The sequence below is a fragment of the Nostoc mirabile CHAB5784 genome (assembly GCF_020829645.1).
Lineage (GTDB): Bacteria > Cyanobacteriota > Cyanobacteriia > Cyanobacteriales > Nostocaceae > Nostoc > Nostoc mirabile.
Map to the genome: position 1 here is coordinate 107,934 of NZ_JAIVFS010000005.1, position 19,679 is coordinate 127,612.

27 protein-coding genes are annotated in these 19,679 nt (G+C 41.0%); 14 read left to right on the plus strand and 13 right to left on the minus strand.

What is annotated here, in order from left to right; translation table 11 throughout:
• Positions 1-18: 18 nt before the first annotated feature.
• Both LC653_RS05930 and LC653_RS05935 read right to left on the minus strand, forming a co-directional pair.
• Complete coding sequence (locus LC653_RS05930) at positions 19-1,071, minus strand: hemerythrin domain-containing protein (RefSeq protein WP_229493307.1); 1,053 nt, start codon at positions 1,069-1,071, stop codon at positions 19-21.
• 336 nt (positions 1,072-1,407) lie between these two features.
• Positions 1,408-2,124 carry a hypothetical protein gene (locus tag LC653_RS05935; RefSeq protein ID WP_229493308.1) on the minus strand — a complete coding sequence of 239 codons (717 nt, stop codon included), beginning with the start codon at positions 2,122-2,124 and terminating at the stop codon, positions 1,408-1,410.
• Positions 2,125-2,696: 572 nt separating this feature from the next.
• Here LC653_RS05935 and typA point away from each other — a divergent pair.
• From typA to LC653_RS46125, 6 genes are all read left to right on the plus strand, one after another.
• Positions 2,697-4,487, plus strand: a complete 1,791-nt coding sequence (gene typA, locus LC653_RS05940) for a translational GTPase TypA (RefSeq protein WP_229493309.1) — start codon at positions 2,697-2,699, stop codon at positions 4,485-4,487.
• A gap of 132 nt (positions 4,488-4,619) precedes the next feature.
• The gene (locus LC653_RS05945; RefSeq protein ID WP_229493310.1) at positions 4,620-5,393 is read left to right on the plus strand and encodes a DUF6585 family protein; all 774 of its coding nucleotides are present in this window, start codon (positions 4,620-4,622) and stop codon (positions 5,391-5,393) included.
• A gap of 99 nt (positions 5,394-5,492) precedes the next feature.
• Positions 5,493-5,789 (plus strand): DUF4258 domain-containing protein, encoded by a 297-nt coding sequence (locus LC653_RS05950; RefSeq protein ID WP_229493311.1) that lies wholly within the window; start codon positions 5,493-5,495, stop codon positions 5,787-5,789.
• A gap of 4 nt (positions 5,790-5,793) precedes the next feature.
• The gene (locus LC653_RS05955) at positions 5,794-6,036 is read left to right on the plus strand and encodes a YgiT-type zinc finger protein (protein ID WP_229493312.1); all 243 of its coding nucleotides are present in this window, start codon (positions 5,794-5,796) and stop codon (positions 6,034-6,036) included.
• Positions 6,037-6,148: 112 nt separating this feature from the next.
• Positions 6,149-6,313: a DUF2281 domain-containing protein gene (locus LC653_RS05960; RefSeq protein ID WP_229493313.1), complete on the plus strand. Its 165-nt coding sequence runs from the start codon at positions 6,149-6,151 to the stop codon at positions 6,311-6,313.
• Between the two features lie 15 nt (positions 6,314-6,328).
• Positions 6,329-6,451: a hypothetical protein gene (locus LC653_RS46125; protein ID WP_267922963.1), complete on the plus strand. Its 123-nt coding sequence runs from the start codon at positions 6,329-6,331 to the stop codon at positions 6,449-6,451.
• A 30-nt stretch (positions 6,452-6,481) separates the two neighbouring features.
• On the opposite strand, the gene LC653_RS05965 is transcribed toward LC653_RS46125, so the two are convergent.
• The 5 genes from LC653_RS05965 to LC653_RS46130 form a co-directional block, all read right to left on the minus strand.
• Complete coding sequence (locus LC653_RS05965) at positions 6,482-6,853, minus strand: DUF5615 family PIN-like protein (protein ID WP_229493315.1); 372 nt, start codon at positions 6,851-6,853, stop codon at positions 6,482-6,484.
• Positions 6,850-7,143: a DUF433 domain-containing protein gene (locus tag LC653_RS05970; protein WP_229493316.1), complete on the minus strand. Its 294-nt coding sequence runs from the start codon at positions 7,141-7,143 to the stop codon at positions 6,850-6,852. Before LC653_RS05970 ends, LC653_RS05965 begins: the two co-directional genes overlap by 4 nt.
• 346 nt (positions 7,144-7,489) lie before the next feature.
• The gene (locus tag LC653_RS05975; RefSeq protein WP_229493318.1) at positions 7,490-7,933 is read right to left on the minus strand and encodes a DUF29 domain-containing protein; all 444 of its coding nucleotides are present in this window, start codon (positions 7,931-7,933) and stop codon (positions 7,490-7,492) included.
• A gap of 51 nt (positions 7,934-7,984) precedes the next feature.
• Positions 7,985-8,431: a DUF5615 family PIN-like protein gene (locus LC653_RS05980; protein WP_229493320.1), complete on the minus strand. Its 447-nt coding sequence runs from the start codon at positions 8,429-8,431 to the stop codon at positions 7,985-7,987.
• Positions 8,424-8,555 carry a hypothetical protein gene (locus LC653_RS46130; protein ID WP_267922964.1) on the minus strand — a complete coding sequence of 44 codons (132 nt, stop codon included), beginning with the start codon at positions 8,553-8,555 and terminating at the stop codon, positions 8,424-8,426. The genes LC653_RS05980 and LC653_RS46130 overlap by 8 nt, the downstream gene beginning before the upstream one ends.
• A 654-nt stretch (positions 8,556-9,209) precedes the next feature.
• On the opposite strand from LC653_RS46130, the gene LC653_RS05985 reads away from it, so the two are divergent.
• The gene (locus tag LC653_RS05985; RefSeq protein WP_229493322.1) at positions 9,210-10,370 is read left to right on the plus strand and encodes a DUF58 domain-containing protein; all 1,161 of its coding nucleotides are present in this window, start codon (positions 9,210-9,212) and stop codon (positions 10,368-10,370) included.
• On the opposite strand, the gene LC653_RS05990 is transcribed toward LC653_RS05985, so the two are convergent.
• On the minus strand, positions 10,291-10,614 hold the full coding sequence (locus tag LC653_RS05990) for a hypothetical protein (RefSeq protein WP_229493324.1): 324 nt from the start codon (positions 10,612-10,614) through the stop codon (positions 10,291-10,293). The two genes, LC653_RS05985 and LC653_RS05990, sit on opposite strands and share 80 nt — an antisense overlap.
• 51 nt (positions 10,615-10,665) lie before the next feature.
• Complete coding sequence (locus tag LC653_RS05995) at positions 10,666-10,842, minus strand: hypothetical protein (RefSeq protein WP_229493326.1); 177 nt, start codon at positions 10,840-10,842, stop codon at positions 10,666-10,668.
• A 187-nt stretch (positions 10,843-11,029) separates the two neighbouring features.
• Between LC653_RS05995 and LC653_RS06000 the strand changes: the two genes are divergently transcribed.
• The 5 genes from LC653_RS06000 (at position 11,030) to LC653_RS06020 (ending at position 14,696) form a co-directional block, all read left to right on the plus strand.
• Positions 11,030-11,395, plus strand: coding sequence for a ferredoxin thioredoxin reductase catalytic beta subunit (locus tag LC653_RS06000; RefSeq protein ID WP_100899363.1), 366 nt, complete (start codon positions 11,030-11,032; stop codon positions 11,393-11,395).
• Positions 11,392-11,784: a DUF309 domain-containing protein gene (locus LC653_RS06005; RefSeq protein ID WP_229493328.1), complete on the plus strand. Its 393-nt coding sequence runs from the start codon at positions 11,392-11,394 to the stop codon at positions 11,782-11,784. The genes LC653_RS06000 and LC653_RS06005 overlap by 4 nt, the downstream gene beginning before the upstream one ends.
• Before the next feature lie 323 nt (positions 11,785-12,107).
• Positions 12,108-12,605: an LptA/OstA family protein gene (locus tag LC653_RS06010; protein ID WP_229486178.1), complete on the plus strand. Its 498-nt coding sequence runs from the start codon at positions 12,108-12,110 to the stop codon at positions 12,603-12,605.
• Between the two features lie 28 nt (positions 12,606-12,633).
• Positions 12,634-13,362: an LPS export ABC transporter ATP-binding protein gene (gene lptB / locus LC653_RS06015; protein WP_229486179.1), complete on the plus strand. Its 729-nt coding sequence runs from the start codon at positions 12,634-12,636 to the stop codon at positions 13,360-13,362.
• Positions 13,363-13,580: 218 nt separating this feature from the next.
• Positions 13,581-14,696 (plus strand): LptF/LptG family permease, encoded by a 1,116-nt coding sequence (locus tag LC653_RS06020; RefSeq protein ID WP_229493330.1) that lies wholly within the window; start codon positions 13,581-13,583, stop codon positions 14,694-14,696.
• A gap of 100 nt (positions 14,697-14,796) precedes the next feature.
• On the opposite strand, the gene LC653_RS06025 is transcribed toward LC653_RS06020, so the two are convergent.
• The gene (locus LC653_RS06025; RefSeq protein WP_208766739.1) at positions 14,797-15,417 is read right to left on the minus strand and encodes a CP12 domain-containing protein; all 621 of its coding nucleotides are present in this window, start codon (positions 15,415-15,417) and stop codon (positions 14,797-14,799) included.
• A gap of 429 nt (positions 15,418-15,846) precedes the next feature.
• Here LC653_RS06025 and LC653_RS06030 point away from each other — a divergent pair, with 429 nt between their 5' ends.
• The gene (locus tag LC653_RS06030) at positions 15,847-17,106 is read left to right on the plus strand and encodes a hypothetical protein (protein WP_229493332.1); all 1,260 of its coding nucleotides are present in this window, start codon (positions 15,847-15,849) and stop codon (positions 17,104-17,106) included.
• 30 nt (positions 17,107-17,136) lie between these two features.
• Here LC653_RS06030 and LC653_RS06035 read toward each other — a convergent pair whose 3' ends face one another.
• Positions 17,137-17,817, minus strand: a complete 681-nt coding sequence (locus LC653_RS06035) for an S-layer homology domain-containing protein (protein WP_229493432.1) — start codon at positions 17,815-17,817, stop codon at positions 17,137-17,139.
• A gap of 154 nt (positions 17,818-17,971) precedes the next feature.
• Positions 17,972-18,451 carry a hypothetical protein gene (locus tag LC653_RS06040; RefSeq protein WP_229493334.1) on the minus strand — a complete coding sequence of 160 codons (480 nt, stop codon included), beginning with the start codon at positions 18,449-18,451 and terminating at the stop codon, positions 17,972-17,974.
• Positions 18,452-18,643: 192 nt separating this feature from the next.
• Between LC653_RS06040 and rpiA the strand changes: the two genes are divergently transcribed.
• Positions 18,644-19,354, plus strand: a complete 711-nt coding sequence (rpiA, locus tag LC653_RS06045) for a ribose-5-phosphate isomerase RpiA (RefSeq protein WP_229454789.1) — start codon at positions 18,644-18,646, stop codon at positions 19,352-19,354.
• Between the two features lie 74 nt (positions 19,355-19,428).
• Here rpiA and LC653_RS06050 read toward each other — a convergent pair whose 3' ends face one another.
• A complete protein-coding gene (locus tag LC653_RS06050; protein ID WP_229493336.1) occupies positions 19,429-19,605 on the minus strand; it encodes a hypothetical protein in 177 nt (58 codons plus the stop codon).
• Positions 19,606-19,679 lie beyond the last annotated feature (74 nt).

The window sequence follows — 19,679 nt, forward strand, 5'->3', positions numbered from 1 at the left end:
GAAATGCTCGAAAGCATCCTACACATTCGATTCAGTAACAACGCCCAATTTCTCTTGAATTCGGGTCTTAGCGGCTTTGAATTCGGTAGCCCATTGCTCAGTTTGCTCAGTAGTCAAGTTATTGCGAATGGCAGCGAATAGTGTGCTTTCTTCTTGACGAATATGATCGCCAAGTTCATTCAATAGCTGTTTAACTTTCTCTTTGAATTGGGGTGAAGATGGGCTAATGGCCTTGATTTCCTCTAATGCCTGCTTTGCATGAGCTTGTTCGTCATACAGTTCTTGGGTATTATCTTGACCATAGAAAGCACGCACTCTTGGATAGACTACTTCCTCTTCAGCTTCAGAATGGGCAGTTAAATCCTTATAAATTTGACCGAAGTACTCTTGGATCTTCTGCGGATCGTTGCTTTGCAGCAGTTCGGTGAACAAGGTATTTACCTTGTTGTGATCGAGGCGGATAACATCTTGGATATTTAGATCCTTTTTGTCACTGGTTTGGGTGACAGCGCTACCTACTACACCACTTACCGCAGCCAAAGCGTCTTGAACACGTGCCCAAATTCCTTGATCTGCATCTTGTCCAGTTAGTTCACGGACACCCAGAATTTCCAGAATGCCTTTGAGTTGTTCTTGGTGAGCGCGGTTCTCAAAGTTAATGGTATTCAAAGGTGCGATCGCTAACAAAACATCAGCACCAACTTTTTGAGCAGCCTTGTGAATTATCAACCCACTCGTTACTAGTTGATGTTTCAGCAATTCATGCTGAGATACTTTTTCATATAGGCTCAATTCAGAACCTTTGAACAATTCGCCAGCTTTTTCGATGAATTCTGTAACATTTTTTTTGGGTTCAGCCTGAATCCCATACTGACCAATTACAGTTTCAAGAATACCAAGGTTTTTTTGATCATCATTTATGAAATTTCGGATGCGATCAGCAATTTCTGCATCTAGTCCTTGCGTCAAAAGTGATTGCTCATTTTCGATGACCAACTGTTGGAGGGCTTTAAGACTTGCAAGTTTTACAGCAATAGCATTGCGTTTCGTATCATCTAAAGTAGCTACCATCCGTGTTCTCCTCGGCAAAGTGTTCATCATTATTACTTGATATAACCTTGACATAGGGGTTGGCGATATTTCATCTTTCTTTTGAGCGATCGCCTTCACAACTCAAGATAGATAAACATAAATTTTCGTTACAATTTCTGCTCTTCTACTTTTAGATAGATAATATTTAAATCTGTATTCCATCCCCCGATAGATAAAGTTTAAATGCTAGTTTTATATTATATTTTTCTGTCTGATTCCTTTTTCAAGGCTCGAAACTATAAACTAGTATTTGTTGAATTAAAATTTTGAAGCCAAAATCTTAATTCAACATATAATAATTGGCACAGTCACGCCTTAGCTAGGAATAACGTAACCAGCAATACCTTCAAACACATACCCATTTCTACCACCACCCAACTCACCAAAATTAGTAGTGTAGAAGTGGTCTGTACCTGCTGAACTATAATATCTATATAGAGGAATAGTACCTGTAACAGGTATAGAATAGATATAACCTGCAACACCTTCATAGACATAGCCTAAGCCACCAGCAGCAACCAATTCACTAAGACTCGTGGTATAAAAATGATCAGTAGCTGATCCACTATAAGCTCGATATAGAGGAATAGTTCCAGGGTATTGTTGTGTAGAAATATAGGCGGCAATTCCTTCGGAGATATATCCGCCATTACCATTTCCTAGTTCAGCAAAATTAACTGTATAGAAATGGTCAACAATTGATGGATTATAGTAACGGTAAAACGCATATGCCGTAACTTCTGCACCATTAATTGTTCGAGTAATAGGACTTGAGAGAACTGGATTTTGAGCAACTAGTATATTTTCTGGGCTACTTTTGGCTTTGCTAATACTTAACTGATTGCTGTTCTGGAGTTTAGAAGAATTTGATGTCGCTAAAGCTAGATGGTTAGTGGTTAAGTAGTTAACTGTACTAATACTTGCAATGCCAACAGCCAACCCACCAAAAGTTTTTAAGACTCTACGCCAAGACCAATTACCAAACATATAAGCATCCTCTTCGTTTGATATTAGACGTAAGTATCTTATCATACTAGCCCTCTCAAACAAAGAGGAAAGAGCAAAAGGCTGTAATGCTTATAAAATCAAGGTTTTTGGGGGAATACCGAAATCCACTGCCACACAAATATCTATGTAAGTTTTTATCCGGTTAAGAAATAAATCAAGCTTAAAATATAGTTAAAAATCGGGATGGAAAATGCAATTTTTAAGACCTGTATTTACCACCTTGAAATTGCTGTCCTAATGCTTAAGCGATTATTCAAAGTTCCAAAATACTGGTGTCAATTATCGGTTAAATTAGAGCAATTTACGCAAGAAAAGATATCTTAGAAGTTTTAACCATACATTTACCCACTCTTCAACTACCTGAGTTAACTTTTCTAAGTAGCTCGGGTAAATAATTCAACATTAAGCACATGATTCAGCCTGCCTAACTTTCTGTCTTATGCCGGGTTTACAAACCTCACCGCAATTGTGACGATTACGCTAGAATTGTTAAAGGTTCTTTACAGAATTTGCCGATCATTTCCAATTCTGTTAAAACAGCCTAGCATTCAAATGTAAATCTTATAAACCCCCTCTAAAGTTCACCAAAAGCTTCTATGACGCTCCCAATTCGCAACGTCGCCATTATCGCCCACGTTGACCACGGCAAAACCACCCTGGTTGATGCACTCCTCAAACAATCCGGCATTTTCCGCGAAGGCGAAGACGTTCCGGATTGCGTTATGGACTCCAACGCCCTAGAACGGGAACGGGGTATTACTATCCTGTCCAAAAATACAGCAGTTCGCTACAAAGAAACACTAATCAATATTGTTGATACTCCTGGACACGCTGACTTTGGTGGCGAAGTTGAACGCGTACTCGGCATGGTTGACGGATGTCTTCTGATTGTCGATGCCAATGAAGGCCCCATGCCCCAAACACGCTTTGTACTCAAAAAAGCTTTAGAAAAAGGGCTGCGCCCCATCGTTGTAATCAACAAAATTGATCGTGGTCAAACTGACCCCCACGTTGCTGTCGATAAAGTTTTGGATCTGTTCTTGGAATTAGGAGCAGATGAAGACCAGTGTGATTTTACCTATCTGTTTGCCTCCGGTATGGGAGGTTTCGCTAAGGAAAGCTTGGAAGCAGAATCGGTAGATATGCAACCCCTGTTTAACGCGATTCTGCAACACGTTCCACCACCAGTAGGCGACAGCAATAAGCCTCTGCAATTGCAAGTTACAACCCTAGATTATTCTGAATATCTGGGACGGATTGTGATTGGCAGAATTCACAACGGTACTATCCGCTCAGGACAACAAGCTGCTTTAGTAACAGAAAATGGCACTATTGTCAAGGGGAAAATTACCAAGTTGATGGGCTTTGATGGACTGAAGCGCGTAGAGATGGAAGAAGCAACCGCAGGTTATATTGTTGCGGTGGCTGGTTTCGCTGATGCTTATATTGGCGAAACGATTACTGACCCCAATGAACCGCAAGCTTTACCACTAATTAAAGTGGATGAACCAACGTTGCAAATGGCCTTCTGGGTGAATGATTCGCCCTTTGCTGGTCAAGAAGGCAAATTGGTGACATCAAGACAAATACGCGATCGCCTATTCCGCGAACTCGAAACCAACGTTGCTTTGCGTGTCGAAGAAACCGATTCTCCTGATAAATTCCTCGTTTCCGGTCGTGGAGAACTCCACTTGGGTATCTTAATTGAAACCATGCGTCGGGAAGGCTTCGAGTTTCAGGTATCTCAGCCACAGGTAATTTACCGCGAAATCAACGGTCAACCTTGCGAACCTTACGAACTCTTGGTGTTAGACATTCCTGCTGATGGAGTGGGTAGCTGTATTGAACGCCTGGGACAACGCAAAGGCGAAATGCAAGATATGCAACCAGGTAGTGGCGATCGCACCCAGCTAGAGTTTGTCATTCCCGCCCGTGGATTGATTGGTTTCCGGGGTGAATTCATGCGGATGACTCGTGGCGAAGGCATCATGAACCACAGCTTCTTAGACTACCGTCAAATCAGTGGTGATATTGAAGCCCGTAACAAAGGCGTTTTAATCTCCTTTGAAGAAGGTGTTTCTACCTTCTACGCTATGAGGAATGCCGAAGATAGAGGAGCATTCTTTATTGTTCCAGGTACAAAGGTTTACAGAGGTATGATTGTGGGAGAACACAATCGTTCCCAAGATTTGGAACTAAATATCTGTAAGACCAAGCAGTTGACCAACCACCGGGCGGCTGGTGGCGATGAATTGGTGCAACTGCAAGCACCGATAGACATGAGCTTAGAGCGTGCTTTGGAATATATCGGCCCCGATGAATTGGTGGAAGTTACACCCCAATCGATTCGTCTGCGGAAGATGTCGAAGAAGTTGGCGAAACGGTAAGTAAAGCTATAATCTAATTGATTTAGAAAGCCCACTGATGTGGGCTTTTTTGTTTGCTAGGTCTGTAATAATCATTTTTAAAATGGGTATAACAATAAATACAAGTCTAATAATATTTGATGTATATTAAACATGAGCCAGAGTAAGCAACACTTAAATCATCCTATATTAGGAAAGTTGGTCAAAGAATTTAGACCAAAATTTTCTAGAAAACTTAGTACGACTATTAATATTACCTTATGTTTTATTTGGTTTGGTTTTGTATTCGGTGTCTTTCCATTATTTATAGTTGGGTTGCCGCAAGGAAGTTTCAGCCTCATTATAGCGTTAGGATGTCTCATAGTGTCTGGTGTTTTGGCATACAGAGTTATAAATATATTAAAATACCGTTTATTCATATATTACAGTGGATTAGTGTATCAGTCCAGCAATAAAATAATAGTTATAAATTTTAGTGATATTGTTGCACTATGGCAGTATGCTGCTAAGTATTATTTATACTACGTAATTCCTAATGGTCGAACAACTTATGAATATATTATTGAAACTAAAGATAAAAAAATAACAATTATTGATGAAATAATTGCTAACGATGAATTAGGTAAATATTTAAATTATGAGCTTTTTAAACACCTGATGCCTAGCCTAAAGTTTAATTATGCTCTAGGAAAAGAGGTTGTTTTTGGAGAAATAACAATTAGCAAAAAGGGAATTAAAGTTAAAAATGCTACTCTACCTTGGTTAGACATTAAAAGTATAGATATTTCAGCAGGAAAACTTTACATCAGGAAAAAAAATAGTGGTTGGCTGGACAAGAATTGGTATGTTACGGAAGTATTGACAATCTACAATTTATATATTTTTATAGAAATGACTAATACAATCCTTAACAGTGCAATACCTTAATCTTTATTATCAAATTGATTTAGTTTATCTCTTAACCAAGGTATAATTTTTTGTACTTAAGACTTGGTATGATTAGCTGAATGTTATCTGAACAAACAAGTGCCTCGCAGTGATATTGACCGCATAAGAGAAAAGATTAGACTCCGCCAATATGATATGTCAGCCCATGCAATGGAAGAAATGGCTGAGGATATGCTAACGATTTTAGATGTGGAAGAGGCGGTTCTGAGAGGTCAAGTCATCCGAGTTGAAAAAGATGACCCAAGAGGAACAAAATATATAGTAGTAGGAACTGCATTAGATCAACAAACGCCTGTTGGGATTGTTGGGCGTTTTGCAAGCAACGGACGTTATTTGATTATCACTGTTTATGAAGTCACTGAAGCTCAAGGCTAGCATTATGTATGGATATAGATGTGAGTATTGCGAAGGAACTGTTCAACCTCGAATTGTAAAGCGCGAGGCATTTAAACATAGAGATGGATTTGTCATCCTCGAAGATGTGACGATAGGTGTTTGTGATACCTGTGGCAATCGGTACTATTCTGCCGATATTCTTCATGCGGTTCATGCTGTTGCAACTGGAGCGAAACCCCCTGAAAGAACCGAACAAATTCCGGTCACTCATCTAGAATCAGCATAATCAACGCCGCGTAACGTTAGATCCTCAAGTCATTAGTAAAGACAGATCGCTAACCAGCAGGCATTCTTACATTTTTGAGTAAAAATGAAGAGGACGGAAAAAGGCAATTATCATGACTATTCGTGAAACTACGATGCCTTCTCTACGAGAGGCTTCGCCAACGGCGAGCTTCGCTAACGCAAAATTGCAGCAACTTTCCGAACCACTTCTGCAAGAAGTGACCGATTTCATTGATTTTGTTATCCAGAAACATCAAGTTAAAATTGCTGACAGTTAGCCTGATGAAACGCTTGTGGGAAAATGGTCACAATGGTTTGAGGCTGTGGATTGCCTAGACGTATCTCCACCTGAACCAGTCAGCAACTATCAGCAACTCCTACTCAACAAGTATCGGCAACAATGGCTAGAGCTATGATCCTGTGCGATGCAGTTAAAAGTTAGCAGGTTAAAAATTTTCAATATATTTTTTTAGAAACACTAATTGATTTGCCATATCCTCGGCTTCCATACTTTCTACCAACTTCAACAATCCTCGCAACTGTCCTCCAATTGAATAGCTCTGCTTGGCAGCAAGTACAATACCTGAATGCTTTTGTTGCTGTTCGAGATAAGCTTTATGCAATCGACAAAAATCACCAACATTGAAACTATAAATAACGCGCCTCTGTTCCATTGCCCAGATTAATTGGTTATCATCAGATGCTCCTAATCTATCTGCTTCAGCCGTTGTCATTACATCAATCTCTGCATTGCGTAAGCCATTAGCTAAAGATTTCTTGCCAGCATCTTCATCTAAATAGAAACGAATTTGACTCATGCAAAATTACCTGACATCCACTTCGTTTCCAGCGTGTTACATTCTGCTTGATATAAAGCAATTTCTCTATCCATTGCTTCCTGATTAGCATAGTAATAGGCAAGCGCTGCATAAACTTGTGCTAGGGATAAGTGTGGATACTCTGTCACAATATCTTGAGGAGATAAGCCTGCTTGAGAATCCATTACAATGTTTTGAACCGTCATGCGCGTACCAACAATGCAAGGGCGTCCTCCAGAAATTTGAGGTGTCCTCACAATTAGGGTTCCAATATCAACTATTGCCACCATGTTTTTTCAACTCTAACTGAATCAATGAATCTTCTACCTCTATTCCATAGTTTAATAATACATTAGCAGTTCTGGCTCTAACAAAGTTACAGATGCAACCAGATCAACCTGCTTAAGAAACCTGCCTGATCCCTTCCAGCAGAGATTTTTACAGAAAGCGATCGCCAATTAGCAGCAGAGATTTACAATGCGACGCCGATAGCGTTCGCGTAGCGTCTCGTAGAGAAGCGTTAGCGAGTCTTCTCCCAAGGGGAGACGCCAAGGGCGAACGAGCGTCATAGCCCGTCGTAGACATCGCCTCTCGGTGCTGCTTTCATTTCCCAAAAATCAGATAAGACTGATATATTTAAGGTAAATAATTTTCATCTAATAATTGAACAAGAGTGTAAGGACACTTTTCTAGAAAAATAGTTAAATCTGTTTTAATTTTTACAAAATCAACCGCGCTTTGATAAATATTCTCTAAATCATCCTGTAACTTGTTTATTAAATTCGTCGTTAAATGATTATTTAAATCATATCTAAAGGTTTTTATTTCTCCAATCCAATGACGAGAGTTTCTTTCATTTTCAACCTGCCAATATTGGAGTAATAATATATGAATAATAATTTGCCTTAAAAGACTTTTTGCTTTAGCTAAATCTCTTTTATCCAAATTGATTAATTCCTCAACCAAGTGTTCTAAATCAAGTTGGTTAAACTGCTTTTCTTTTAATAATTTAATAGTTTCTTCTAACCATAAATTCTCATCGGTTTCATAGAGTTGTTTTAAGTTGGTAGTAATTGTCATATTTTTACCTTCTACCTACATTCCATAATTTAATCATATACAATTATAAATTTATAGATGCAAACGACCAAAATACAGAGAACTGGTTAGATTGTGCATACAATTCCTAACTGACTCCCCGAAATGCTTTTGAAGATGCAAGTCTTTCAATGGTGCTTTAATTTCACACAAACTCGACACGTCCCACATCTCTTCAGGTGTCATCACCTCATACATCAAAACCAAATTTTCAATGATTTCACCAATTGAACGAGTTCCTTTCTTGCAGTAGGTAATACCAGGATGATCAAGCCTAGAACTTGCAATAATCAAAAAATCTGCATCTTGGGTGAATAGTACTCGCTGTGCTTCCTGAATAAACGCTAACTGGACTTCATCGCTTTGAGTACGTAATTCCACATCATTGGTTGTTGTGACATCAATTCCATAACGGCGCAAGCCAAGCGCAATAGCAGGATCGACATTTTCATCTAGATGAAAGCGAATTCGTTCACTCATTCCTCAACTGTCTGAGTTTATCTTGAAGACGCGAGGGATAATTTTGCTTCAGTACCTCAACTAACTCATCCTCTTCTGCTGTGCGGCGATCAATCTCGTCTCGGTGATCAAAATAATAAGCCATTGCCGCATAAACAGATGCCAGTGACAGGTCATACTTACCAGCAATCGGACGATAATTTTAATAATCGTTGTAACCGAACGTAATTTGCTGGTAAAGTGGACATTGCCGAATCTCCGGTTAAACAACCCAAACACATTATTTCTCTTCAAAAACTAGCACTAATTCTATTTTACCTGCTTTGCTGGCATAGCAGATAATTTTAAAATGCCCTCACTTTAGATATGTTTGAATATTTTCAATTCTATGGTTTTTATCTTATGATTTCAATCCTTGATACTAACTTACATATACATACATAAGTGCGATCGCTAAACAGCTTATTCTTTTAAGCAACTATTACTTCCTTGTTAACCTTTCTTAACGGTCACAATGGGAGCAATGATGTCTGCTTACTTGGTAATTTAAACAACTATATTAAAAATAATATATAGTATAAAATACTGAGGCTTTGTAAATTTTGTGTGTTAATTAAGTTAAGAAAAAATAAAGAAGACGAATATATACTTAGATAATTCGTTTAAAAAGCGATTACCACGCTACGAGAAAGCACTGTGACAAGTTTTAGTAACTAATAGAACTCAACAGCCTGCGCTTGTCTTTGGCAAATCCCTAGAATACTGTGAATTTCAGGTGGTGTTGGGTTAAAAAAGAAACATGAAAATCATCAAACCCATCACCAATTGGTTAGAAACCCGCGCCAGTGCCCCTGCTTATGGCGGTTGGGTACTAGCAGCAACGGCTATTTGTTTTTTTGGCGCAGGTATTAATACGATGGCTGGTTGGCTGTACGCCATTAGCGGCATCAGTTTTGCCCTTTTGGGTGTAGCAGCCATCTTACCGCCGCGATCGCTCACAAATCTATCCATCACCCGCCGTCCTATTCAACCTGTGTCAGCAGGCGATGATCTGACTGTGGAATTAGAAATCCGCAATCAGACACAGCAGCCTGTAAGCTTATTGCAAGTTGAGGATATGTTGCCCTTCGTTTTAGGGAAACCAGTACAAAAGGCCATCGAAACAATTCCTCGCCAAGGTAGTTACCGTTGGGTATATTACCACCCTACCCAGCGCCGGGGCGTTTATCGCTGGCACACAGTCGAACTGGGTTCTGGTGCGCCTTTGGGGTTGTTTTGGTGTCGTCGTCAGCGTGATTGTGCTGCCACAGCGATCGTCTATCCCACAGTGTTACCCTTGGCTACCTGCCCCCTAGTAGACGAAATGGGGCAAGAAGAGAGCAAAAGGGGCGATCCTCGTGGTAAGCCCTTGCAGACAGCGACAACAGGGCTGGTGCGATCGCTCCGCCCTTACCGCATCGGAGATCCCACCCGTCTAATTCACTGGCGAACTAGTGCCCGCTATGGGGAATTAAGGGTGCGGGAGTTAGAAATGGTGACAGGTGGACAAGAAATAGTTATTGCCCTTGACAGTGCTAGCAATTGGGAAGAAGAAAACTTTGAACAAGCAGTAATTGCCGCAGCATCACTGTATTTTTATGCACATCAACAGCAATTACAGGTGCAACTATGGACAGCATCGACAGATTTAATTAAAGGCGATGCCTATGTTCTAGAAACCTTAGCAGCAACCACAACCCTAGAAGATGCCAGTTCAGTAGTTCCTAAAAGCCATGCTTTGATTTGGCTAACTCAAAACCCCCTGAGTCTTGCTACTCTTCCTCAAGGCAGTCGCTGGGTTTTGTGGCCAAATATTTCTTCACCAGGAGAACAAGAGGTAATCAATTGGGAACACCCTGGTATAGTTTTGCAAAGCGATCGCGCTCTACAACCCCAGCTGCAAAAAACATTACATTTATAAATTTCAATAACTGCTGGAGGATTGGGCATTGGTCAATAATCAATAGTTCTTCTTCCCCTATTCCCTCCGAATCAAAATCAAACTCTAGATAACGGCGTACATCTGTACTATCTCGAAAGTTGAAATCTTGACTTTCGCCCACAAGCGACAGTGCGCGTAGACTCTCCTCAGCTTTATGTAAGGCTGTCAGGAATTTCGTCATGTCTTTAGGTGATGCTGTCACACGGATTTTGACTCTTCCCATAGGCTCTATTGGTTAACTGTTCTGGTAGACAACTCTAGAAACCGTCTCTTCTCAATCACTGCAACCGATACACGGACACTGGTAGCCTGAAATACCCGCTTGACGCTTACCATAGAATTGTTGACTCACCTTAGTAGAGAACTGCAACCGTAAACTACCCTTGTCGGTTCCTACTCTGATGTCAGCTAATTGGCCAGAAGTCTTGTTCTTTGGACGTTTTGATTGCATCTAGTAATTATCTAGTAAATTCAACTGGTTAAGTTGTTGGATAACTCTAGATAGCAGCTTTTTTGTGTCATACATACCTTTGAGCAAAGGTAAAACAACTTGAACGGGTAAGGTTGGGGAAATACACCCAGTAATCCCCTAGTGAGGCTGAGGTACAATGCAAAGAAATATTTAAATTATGAGCGACATGATCACATCAGAACATAACACAAAATCCAGCGATAAAAGCCTAGAGGCAATGCGGCATTTTTCCGAACAATACGCCAAGCGTACTGGAACATACTTCTGTTCTGAACCTTCTGTTACCGCAGTTGTGATTGAAGGACTAGCGAAACATAAAGATGATCTAGGTGCGCCTTTATGTCCCTGTCGCCATTACGAAGATAAAGAGGCTGAAGTTCACGCCACATATTGGAACTGTCCCTGTGTGCCAATGAGAGAACGCAAAGAGTGCCATTGCATGTTGTTCCTCACTCCTGACAACGAGTTTGCTGGAGAAAAACAAGACATCTCTCTCGAAACAATTAAAGAAGTACGAGACAGCATGGGATGAGCGAAACCATCCCCCAAGAGTTTTGGCAAGGCGTAGAACAGTTCAATTCTGAACAGTTTTACGCCTGTCATGACACTTTAGAGGCTTTGTGGATTGAAGCTGGCGAACCGGAAAAAACCTTTTATCAAGGCATTCTCCAAATTTCTGTGGCGCTGTATCATTTAGATAATCGCAACTGGCGAGGTGCAGTAATTTTACTGGGGGAAGGCAGCAATCGCCTACGCCGTTACCCATCTAGTTACGGCGGCGTTGACGTAGATGAGCTATTGAGTCAGAGCACAGTGTTGTTGACGACATTACAACAAATAGGGCCAGATAAGATTACAACTGGTGATTTGGGTGAAAATCAAGTCTTATCTTTGCCTAAAATTGTGCTGTCTACTGATTAAACATCTGGTAAATTAATTATGCGTTGCCCGAAATCCTCGGTAGGGACAATTCATGTAGACGCATACTCCTAGGTCGAAGCAAGCTACGCAAAGCGTTTGTCTGCGACACGCTGTTCGCGTTCCAAGAGTTGCGGCTTAAGGCAGGATATTGTGCCTACGTCATTTTCACTCAGATGCCAATTACTTGAAACCTTCAGGTTGGGGGTAGCGTCACTATTTCAGCCAGTAGTTATCGGAAATCACTCCAGATTGTATATTTCATATCTGGATAAAGTACTTGAGATAATTAGAATGCAAGCCCAAATCCTGAATCCCCAATTGCTATGATGCCCTGCTATCAATTGCCCATATCCCAGATGCGTCGCTTTGGATTAGCTTTAATGCTCCCAGCTGCGCTCCTGGGCGCTTTTGCTTTCCCTACCCAAGTGCAAACCGCTACTGCACAAACATCTGGAGGAAATCGCCCCCTGACTATCCGCGCTGATGTGCAAGAATATGACGCGAAAAACCAAGTAATCACTGCTCGCGGTAATGTGCAAATGTTGTATCCTTCTCGCCAGATTCAGGCAACATCTGCCCAAGCACAGTACTTTAGCAAGGAACGCCGAATTGATTTCAGTGGGAACGTCTATATTTTGCAACAGGGCGGTAACAGTATCCGGGCGGAGAAGGTAACCTATTTAATTGACGAAGGGCGATTTGTTGCCTTACCCCAATCCAACCGTCAGGTAGAGTCTATCTACATGATTGAGGAATCAGATAATGCTGGGCAAACTGCAACACCTGCTCCACAGACACCAGCATTCAAGCGTTCTAATTAGCATCTTCCATCAAGAAAAGGCACGAACAATGAAAATTGTTTTAGAGAATATTCACAAATCTTACGGCAAGCGAGTAATTGTCAATCGTGTCAATCTTTCTGTTGCTCAGGGCGAAATCGTTGGTTTACTAGGCCCCAATGGGGCTGGTAAAACGACGACATTTTACATTGCCACAGGTTTAGAAAAACCCAATCAAGGAAAAGTCTGGCTGGGTAATCTAGACGTTACAGAAATGCCAATGCACAAAAGGGCGCGACTGGGTATTGGCTATTTAGCACAAGAACCAAGTGTTTTTCGCCAACTCTCGGTAGAGGATAATATTCTGTTGGTGCTGGAGCAAACGAATGTGCCACGATGGGAGTGGGCAAGACGACTCACAACTTTACTGCGGGAGTTTCGGTTGGAAAAATTAGCCAAGAGCAAAGGAATTCAACTTTCTGGTGGTGAGCGACGGCGGACGGAATTAGCAAGGTCTTTAGCTGCTGGACAAGAAGGGCCAAAATTTTTACTTTTGGATGAACCATTTGCGGGAGTTGATCCTATAGCAGTCTCAGAGATTCAGCAAATTGTTGCACAATTGCGCGATCGCGGCATGGGAATCTTAATTACAGATCATAATGTCCGCGAAACACTGGCTATCACCGATCGCGCCTATATAATGCGCGAGGGACAAATTCTCGCTTTTGGCGCTGCTGACGAACTCTACGGCAACCCCCTGGTGCGGCAATATTATTTAGGTAATAATTTTCAAGTCTAGATTAATAGTTATTTAGTTAATAATTTAAAAGGCTATTTTTAAATTTTAAACATGAATTTATTAGTTAATTTTCAGGTATTTAAAATTAAATTTTAATACTAAATGTAGATATCCTTTATTTCGCCAGGGTTGCCAATATTTAACTTTTCAAGTTAGTCATGATATCAAAGAAGTTTACGTTTTTCTATAAACTCTATTCGCTGCTGCCGTTTACGATCATGGATCGTTACCTTACTAGCGAATTGTTAGCGCCGTTTTTCTTTGGTGTCGGAGCTTTTTCATCAATTGGTGTTACCATCGATGCTGTATTTGATTTAGTCAGAAAAATTGTAGAATCTGGGCTACCCATAGACATTGCCATTCAGGTTTTTTTGTTAAAGTTTCCCAACTTTATCGTTTTAGCTTTCCCCATGTCTACGCTGCTGGCTACTTTAATGACTTACAGTCGTCTTTCTAGCGAGAGCGAACTAATTGCCCTGCGTGGTTGTGGGGTGAGTGTCTATCGCATAGTGCTAACTGCTGTGATGTTGAGTCTTGTGGTTACAGGAATGACATTTGTGTTTAACGAACAAATTGCACCAGCAGCAAATTACCAAGCGGGGATGACTCTGGATAAAGCCCTCAAATCAGATAAGCCAACTTTTAAACAGCAAAATATTTTTTATCCTGAATACCAGGATGTTACACAGCCGGATGGCTCTAAGAATAGGATTTTGATCCGCTTGTTTTACGCCGACCAATTTGATGGTAAGCGGATGTCAGGTTTGACGATTATAGACCGTTCAACAAAAAATCTGAATCAAATTGTGGTATCAGAATCTGCCCAGTGGAATCCTTCTCAAAATGTCTGGGATTTTTACAACGGTACTATCTATTTTGTCGCTGCCGATCGCTCCTATCGCAACATCGTTAAATTTGAACACCAACAACTGCAACTACCGCGCACGCCATTAAGTCTGGCAGAAAAAAGCCGAGACTACGGTGAGATGAATATTTCTGAAGCACTAGATCAACTACAAGTAGAACTTCTCGGTGGCGATCGCCAAAAAATTCGTAAACTCGAAGTGCGGATTCAACAAAAAATCTCCTTACCTTTTGTATGTGTAGTTTTTGGCTTGGTAGGTGCAGCAATGGGAAGCATACCGCAGCGAACTGGCAGAGGTACCAGCTTTGGGATTAGTGTCGTAGTTATTTTTTCGTACTACTTAATTTTCTTTATTAGTGGTGCGATCGCGCAAGCAGGTGCCCTTTCTCCCTTTATAGGGGCTTGGTTGCCCAACTTTATTTTTTTGGGAATAGGTCTATTTTTATTGATGCGAGTTGCCAAACGATGAGGGGGATGAAGGGGATGAGGAAGATGAGGAAGATGAGGAAGAATAATAATTATTCGCTTACTCCCCTATCTCCCCCTGCTCCCTCATCCCTACACTTCAATTACGGATGATAATTTCGACATTCTGGTGCATTTGGGTTTTCCTTACAGTATTCTTCAAAAGAGACTTTGGCTGATACCATACCCTCAGCTTTCTGATGAGCCGCTTCTGCTTGAAGTTCTTCTACCTCATCCCAAGCGGCTGCACAGGCTTTAGAATAAGCACCTTGTTCAGTACAAATAGCCCGAGACTGCTCAATGGCTTTTTGAATTCTCTCCTCCAGCAATAGGGCTTTTGGCGCTTCCACAAAGTCGCTTTTGGTCAAAATGTCGGTAATCGAAATGATACCCAATAGCTTGCCTTGAATCACAGGCGCTCGATGAATACCAGTGTTAGCAAATAGCCGTGCTACATATTCCACACCCAAATCAGGATTGACTACAATGCAAGGCTTGCTCATAATTTCGTAAACCCGCACTTGCTTTGGGTCTTTACCGTAGGCTGTTACCTTATAAACAATATCCGTTTCTGTGACAATGCCATAAGCATCATTTTCATGGCGATGATCCACAACCAGCGCCCGCAATTTTTTTTCCTTCATCAGCCCCACTGCTTCAGCAACAGTCGCCGAACCGCGAATGGTAACTACATCTTTGGTCATGATATCTTCAGCTTTCATCATTGCTGTAGTCTCCTGGTTAATAGTACGGTGCAGCCCAGTGCCCTCAGAGGCGTATTGAAGCATTGCAGCACACAGTTTAGTTTGCTAACTAGAAAATAAAAAAGTTGAACTTTTGTCCAGCTACAACAATAAATTAGACCAGTTGTCAACTCCTGATGTTATCCAATGTGACCGATACCCAAAAATAAGCATAAATTGCCATAAATTTCTAGAAAATTTCGTCAAAGGACTCCAGCCGCTAAAAAGTAAATTTTTGACTATTACACGTCTATTGGTAATGACTAATAATTGATGGAGAAGTTAGGATGAAATTACTATCCAACTTCAGTTGACATATTTCCTGTTGAGGAAAGCAAAAGCATTAAACAGCAACGCCTTCAGTTTCCGTCAAGTTTTACCGATTTCGAGTAAATTTCAATTAACAATCCCATGCCAAATCGTCATTATCCTCCCGCCTACTTACGCTATCTCAAAGCCAGGTTATGGAATCTAGGGCGACCTGGTTTTTGGGGCACTGCAATTTTTTTATCTGTAGTCGGGCTAGTAACTTGGGAATACTGGTCAAACCCAGATATTTTCGTTTATAAGCAAAAAAGCCAAGTCGCTTCACAAGAGCCTGCTGATTCCTCGCTGTCAGAAGAAAACAGAGCCATTGCAGCCGATATTGATAACCTGCCAGTTTTATTTAATGACTTTGACCAAGCAACTCTTTCAGTAACGCCAAATAACCCCAAGGAAAATACTGAGGGAAAAAATAGCAAGAACTTCTTAGAAGATGTAATTAACAAACAAAAGTCTGCTACTGATACCAAATTAAATCCTGGTTTAGGCGTTAATGGCGACACCTCCCTAGGGGTGAAAAATCCCTTTGTTGTACAAACAGAAAATTTATTGCGGACTGGGACGGTTGATAATAATAACCAGTTTTTAGGTCTTAAGACCTTAACTACGGCGTCTGAACCAACACAGGGGGAAACATCTTCTAGCCGGGGAATTGGATTCACGAATCAAACCAACAAGAATCAAAATTCTGTCTCCATCAACCCTCTGCAAGCAGCACTCAACCAATCGACAAACCAGAAATTTTCTAGCTTCAATGGGGCTGCAACTCAGACAAATGCTTTAGACCGAGCCTCTGAGCCAGGAACAACGTTAATGCCACCCATTAACAGCTTACCCACTCAGAATTCTCTACCAAGTGCTGGGTTAACTACTGGGACAGGCTACACGTCAACGGGTACGAACTTGCAGCAAAGTCCCTACAATAATTTAAATAACGGTAATAACGGTCAGGTAGTGCCTAGTAATGGGTTAAATACTGGGACAGGCTACACATCAACGGGTACGAACTTGCAGCAAAGTCCCTACAGTAATTTAAATAGTGGTCAGGTAGTGCCTAATTTAGCACCAGTGACGCCTCCAGCCACCTCTGCCGCACCATATAATATTGCACCTTACTCTAGTCAGATTCCAAGTCAAGGCGTTGTCACCCCCACAAACCCTGCGGGATATGGGAATTATGGGTTGCAGCAACCAACGCAACCATCACAATCTAATTATGGAAATTATGGGTTGCAGCAACCGACGCAACCACCACAATCTAATTATGTGTTGCAGCAACCAACACAGTCTAATTCCTTATATCTTCGCCAGATTCGAGACAGGTATAGAGGTTCAAACCAAAGGTGATTTTAAGCACCTTGGCTGGATAAAGTCTAGCTAAGGTGTTTGTGGGCTATTTGGAATAATCGGAACTTCTGGTGTTTCGGGTTGTTGCTGTTGTCGTTGTAAATATTTACTCAAGACATAAGCCATATCTCCACGGGTAACGGGTTTTAATGGAGAAATATTGCCTTGAGCATCTGTATTGAGAAATCCTTCAGTAGCTACTGTAGCGATCGCTTTTCTAGCCCAAGTTGGGATAGACTTTTCATCTGGATATGAAGCCAGAATATCATTCACAGCGTCATCGGGAAACTGAAATACACCATAAGCCTGGGCGAAAATAGCAAGAGCTTCAGCCCTTGTCACCTTTTGGTTAGGGAAGAATTCATTGCCCCGATAGCCTTTCATGATGTCAGTTTTTAAGACTGTCTGTATATCATTAAATGCCCAATGAGAACGAGGAACATCTGGAATAGCTAAATTTTCTTTGCTAACAGCTTGTCTTTTATTTAGCCCAAATGCTTTTACCATAATTGAGGCTAATTCGGCCCTACTGAGTAACTTTTCTGGATAAAACTTGCCATCAGAATAGTTTGTCATCCATTTTACAGCAGTTACCTGTTGAATGGAATCAGATGGGACTCCAGAAGTATTTTCTGGCACTGGGGCCTGAGCAATTGCTGGTAAGTTTTGTAGTAGTGCCACTAAAGATAGAGTAATTGAAAGCTGACGCATCATGATAACCACTTTTAGCTGCTAACGTGAATTTAAAAAACTACGTTACTGAGGTTAACGCAAAATTTGGTGTTTTTAATAACCTGTAACTCAGCTAGTGACGAATTTAGGTTGGGCAATGTTGCTCTAGCTACATAGGGTGTGGCTATAAATTTTAAAAATTAGGACTGTGTTCACGATCCCAGCACTTCCCATCATTCCAGATTCTACCAGTGTGTTCACATTCTGATTTATTCTCAATCCAAGGAATTGAAGTAGGGTAATAGGAGCTAGATGTGGGAGTAAGTGAAGACAATGCAAAAGAAAATATAGTGTAGCTACAAATCGATAGAATGATTAGAAATCCTATGACGAACAAGATATTAGCAGGAGTCCAAAAAGGATATAAACCTTTTTCAGAGCGTAAACGGACTTTAGAGCGACGTTCTGAACCTGCTAGCAACACCAAATAAAACCTGATTCCGGGAATTGGTACTGAAACTCTTATGTCTAAAGAATGACCTGTCCTAGGACGAGAGGCCAAACCCTTTTTTATCGCTTCTAATTGCTCCACCGTGAAGGTATTTGCTATTTCTGGGTCAATCTCAGCGAAAAGTTGCTTAAAAGTAGGATCAGTGTACTGGGGTTTTTTCATTATTTTCGTATACTAATATACATTATTTTTACATCAATCATCTCCTTTGTTCCGGACACTAGGATGTTTTATTTTTTAGAATTCCCTAATCAAGGAAGTAGAAACTAGCAAAAACTTGTTTTTTACCTTTCATCTTTTGAGGTTATCTGCCCACTACTATGGACTATAGTCAGTTTTTCAGGAGTTTTGGCAATGACCGCAGCAGCAGATCCCGTAAAGTTGATGAAGCAAGAAGTTGGCAAAGCCGCCGCCGCCTTAGTAAAGTCGGGTTCTATTGTGGGGTTGGGTACGGGGTCAACTACAGCATATACGATTCAGTTTTTGGGCGATCGCCTCAAGTCTGGTGAACTTCAAGATATCATTGGTATACCTACATCATTTCAGTCAGAAGTACTGGCGAAGCAATATGGTGTACCTCTCGCCACTTTGGATGCTATTGACCACATCGATATTGCCATTGATGGCGCAGATGAAGTCGATCCGCAGAAGAATTTGATTAAAGGCGGTGGTGCAGCACATACCCGCGAAAAAGTCGTAGATTACCTGGCAGAACAGTTTATCGTTGTGGTAGATAGTGGTAAGTTAGTAGACCGTTTGGGTTCTACTTTCGCTGTGCCTGTGGAAGTGATTCCAATGGCAATTACTCCTGTGACTAATGCCATCAAAAAACTTGGTGGCAAACCAGAACTCCGCATGGGTGTAAAAAAAGCTGGCCCAGTGATTACTGATCAAGGCAATTTTGTTTTAGATGTCCGATTTGACTCTATTGAAGATCCAGTCAGCCTAGAAAAGACATTGAATAACATTCCCGGTGTTCTGGAAAATGGTATTTTCGTTAACTGTGTCGATTTAGTTTTGATTGGTGAAGTCAAAGATGGTCAGCCATTAGTGCGGCAACTCTAAGAGTTATATATTTTGGATTTTAGATGTCTGTGAAATCTAAAATCCAAAACTTCTTTCGCTACAGTAACCCAAAATTAATAGTCTGCATCGCCCCAATGTGCGTAGTTTACCGCCGTAGGCATCGCAGCTTTGCCCCCATCTTGCTCAATAATTATTAAATCGCCCTTTTCGCCTAACTCTGCGTTAATGAATCTAATTTTAGCTGGCGTGGTTTGGAGACATGCAAAAAATAAAACGTCCAGTCGTTTCAATGATAAGTAGCTCGGCGTAAATAAATTAAAGTTTGTAGTAAGGACTTTAGTCCTGATAATCCTTGTTTTGAGCG

What these genes read in the sequence shown, in the direction of transcription:
- LC653_RS05930 (WP_229493307.1), bottom strand. Translation starts at nt 1,071, where the DNA reads ATGGTAGCTACTTTAGATGATACGAAACGCAATGCTATTGCTGTAAAA.
- LC653_RS05935 (WP_229493308.1), bottom strand. Translation starts at nt 2,124, where the DNA reads ATGATAAGATACTTACGTCTAATATCAAACGAAGAGGATGCTTATATG.
- typA (WP_229493309.1), top strand. Translation starts at nt 2,697, where the DNA reads ATGACGCTCCCAATTCGCAACGTCGCCATTATCGCCCACGTTGACCAC.
- LC653_RS05945 (WP_229493310.1), top strand. Translation starts at nt 4,620, where the DNA reads ATGAGCCAGAGTAAGCAACACTTAAATCATCCTATATTAGGAAAGTTG.
- LC653_RS05955 (WP_229493312.1), top strand. Translation starts at nt 5,794, where the DNA reads ATGTATGGATATAGATGTGAGTATTGCGAAGGAACTGTTCAACCTCGA.
- LC653_RS05960 (WP_229493313.1), top strand. Translation starts at nt 6,149, where the DNA reads ATGACTATTCGTGAAACTACGATGCCTTCTCTACGAGAGGCTTCGCCA.
- LC653_RS05965 (WP_229493315.1), bottom strand. Translation starts at nt 6,853, where the DNA reads ATGAGTCAAATTCGTTTCTATTTAGATGAAGATGCTGGCAAGAAATCT.
- LC653_RS05970 (WP_229493316.1), bottom strand. Translation starts at nt 7,143, where the DNA reads ATGGTGGCAATAGTTGATATTGGAACCCTAATTGTGAGGACACCTCAA.
- LC653_RS05975 (WP_229493318.1), bottom strand. Translation starts at nt 7,933, where the DNA reads ATGACAATTACTACCAACTTAAAACAACTCTATGAAACCGATGAGAAT.
- LC653_RS05980 (WP_229493320.1), bottom strand. Translation starts at nt 8,431, where the DNA reads ATGAGTGAACGAATTCGCTTTCATCTAGATGAAAATGTCGATCCTGCT.
- LC653_RS46130 (WP_267922964.1), bottom strand. Translation starts at nt 8,555, where the DNA reads ATGGCTTATTATTTTGATCACCGAGACGAGATTGATCGCCGCACAGCA.
- LC653_RS05985 (WP_229493322.1), top strand. Translation starts at nt 9,210, where the DNA reads ATGAAAATCATCAAACCCATCACCAATTGGTTAGAAACCCGCGCCAGT.
- LC653_RS05990 (WP_229493324.1), bottom strand. Translation starts at nt 10,614, where the DNA reads ATGGGAAGAGTCAAAATCCGTGTGACAGCATCACCTAAAGACATGACG.
- LC653_RS05995 (WP_229493326.1), bottom strand. Translation starts at nt 10,842, where the DNA reads ATGCAATCAAAACGTCCAAAGAACAAGACTTCTGGCCAATTAGCTGAC.
- LC653_RS06000 (WP_100899363.1), top strand. Translation starts at nt 11,030, where the DNA reads ATGATCACATCAGAACATAACACAAAATCCAGCGATAAAAGCCTAGAG.
- LC653_RS06005 (WP_229493328.1), top strand. Translation starts at nt 11,392, where the DNA reads ATGAGCGAAACCATCCCCCAAGAGTTTTGGCAAGGCGTAGAACAGTTC.
- LC653_RS06010 (WP_229486178.1), top strand. Translation starts at nt 12,108, where the DNA reads ATGATGCCCTGCTATCAATTGCCCATATCCCAGATGCGTCGCTTTGGA.
- lptB (WP_229486179.1), top strand. Translation starts at nt 12,634, where the DNA reads ATGAAAATTGTTTTAGAGAATATTCACAAATCTTACGGCAAGCGAGTA.
- LC653_RS06020 (WP_229493330.1), top strand. Translation starts at nt 13,581, where the DNA reads ATGGATCGTTACCTTACTAGCGAATTGTTAGCGCCGTTTTTCTTTGGT.
- LC653_RS06025 (WP_208766739.1), bottom strand. Translation starts at nt 15,417, where the DNA reads ATGATGAAAGCTGAAGATATCATGACCAAAGATGTAGTTACCATTCGC.
- LC653_RS06030 (WP_229493332.1), top strand. Translation starts at nt 15,847, where the DNA reads ATGCCAAATCGTCATTATCCTCCCGCCTACTTACGCTATCTCAAAGCC.
- LC653_RS06035 (WP_229493432.1), bottom strand. Translation starts at nt 17,817, where the DNA reads ATGCGTCAGCTTTCAATTACTCTATCTTTAGTGGCACTACTACAAAAC.
- LC653_RS06040 (WP_229493334.1), bottom strand. Translation starts at nt 18,451, where the DNA reads ATGAAAAAACCCCAGTACACTGATCCTACTTTTAAGCAACTTTTCGCT.
- rpiA (WP_229454789.1), top strand. Translation starts at nt 18,644, where the DNA reads ATGACCGCAGCAGCAGATCCCGTAAAGTTGATGAAGCAAGAAGTTGGC.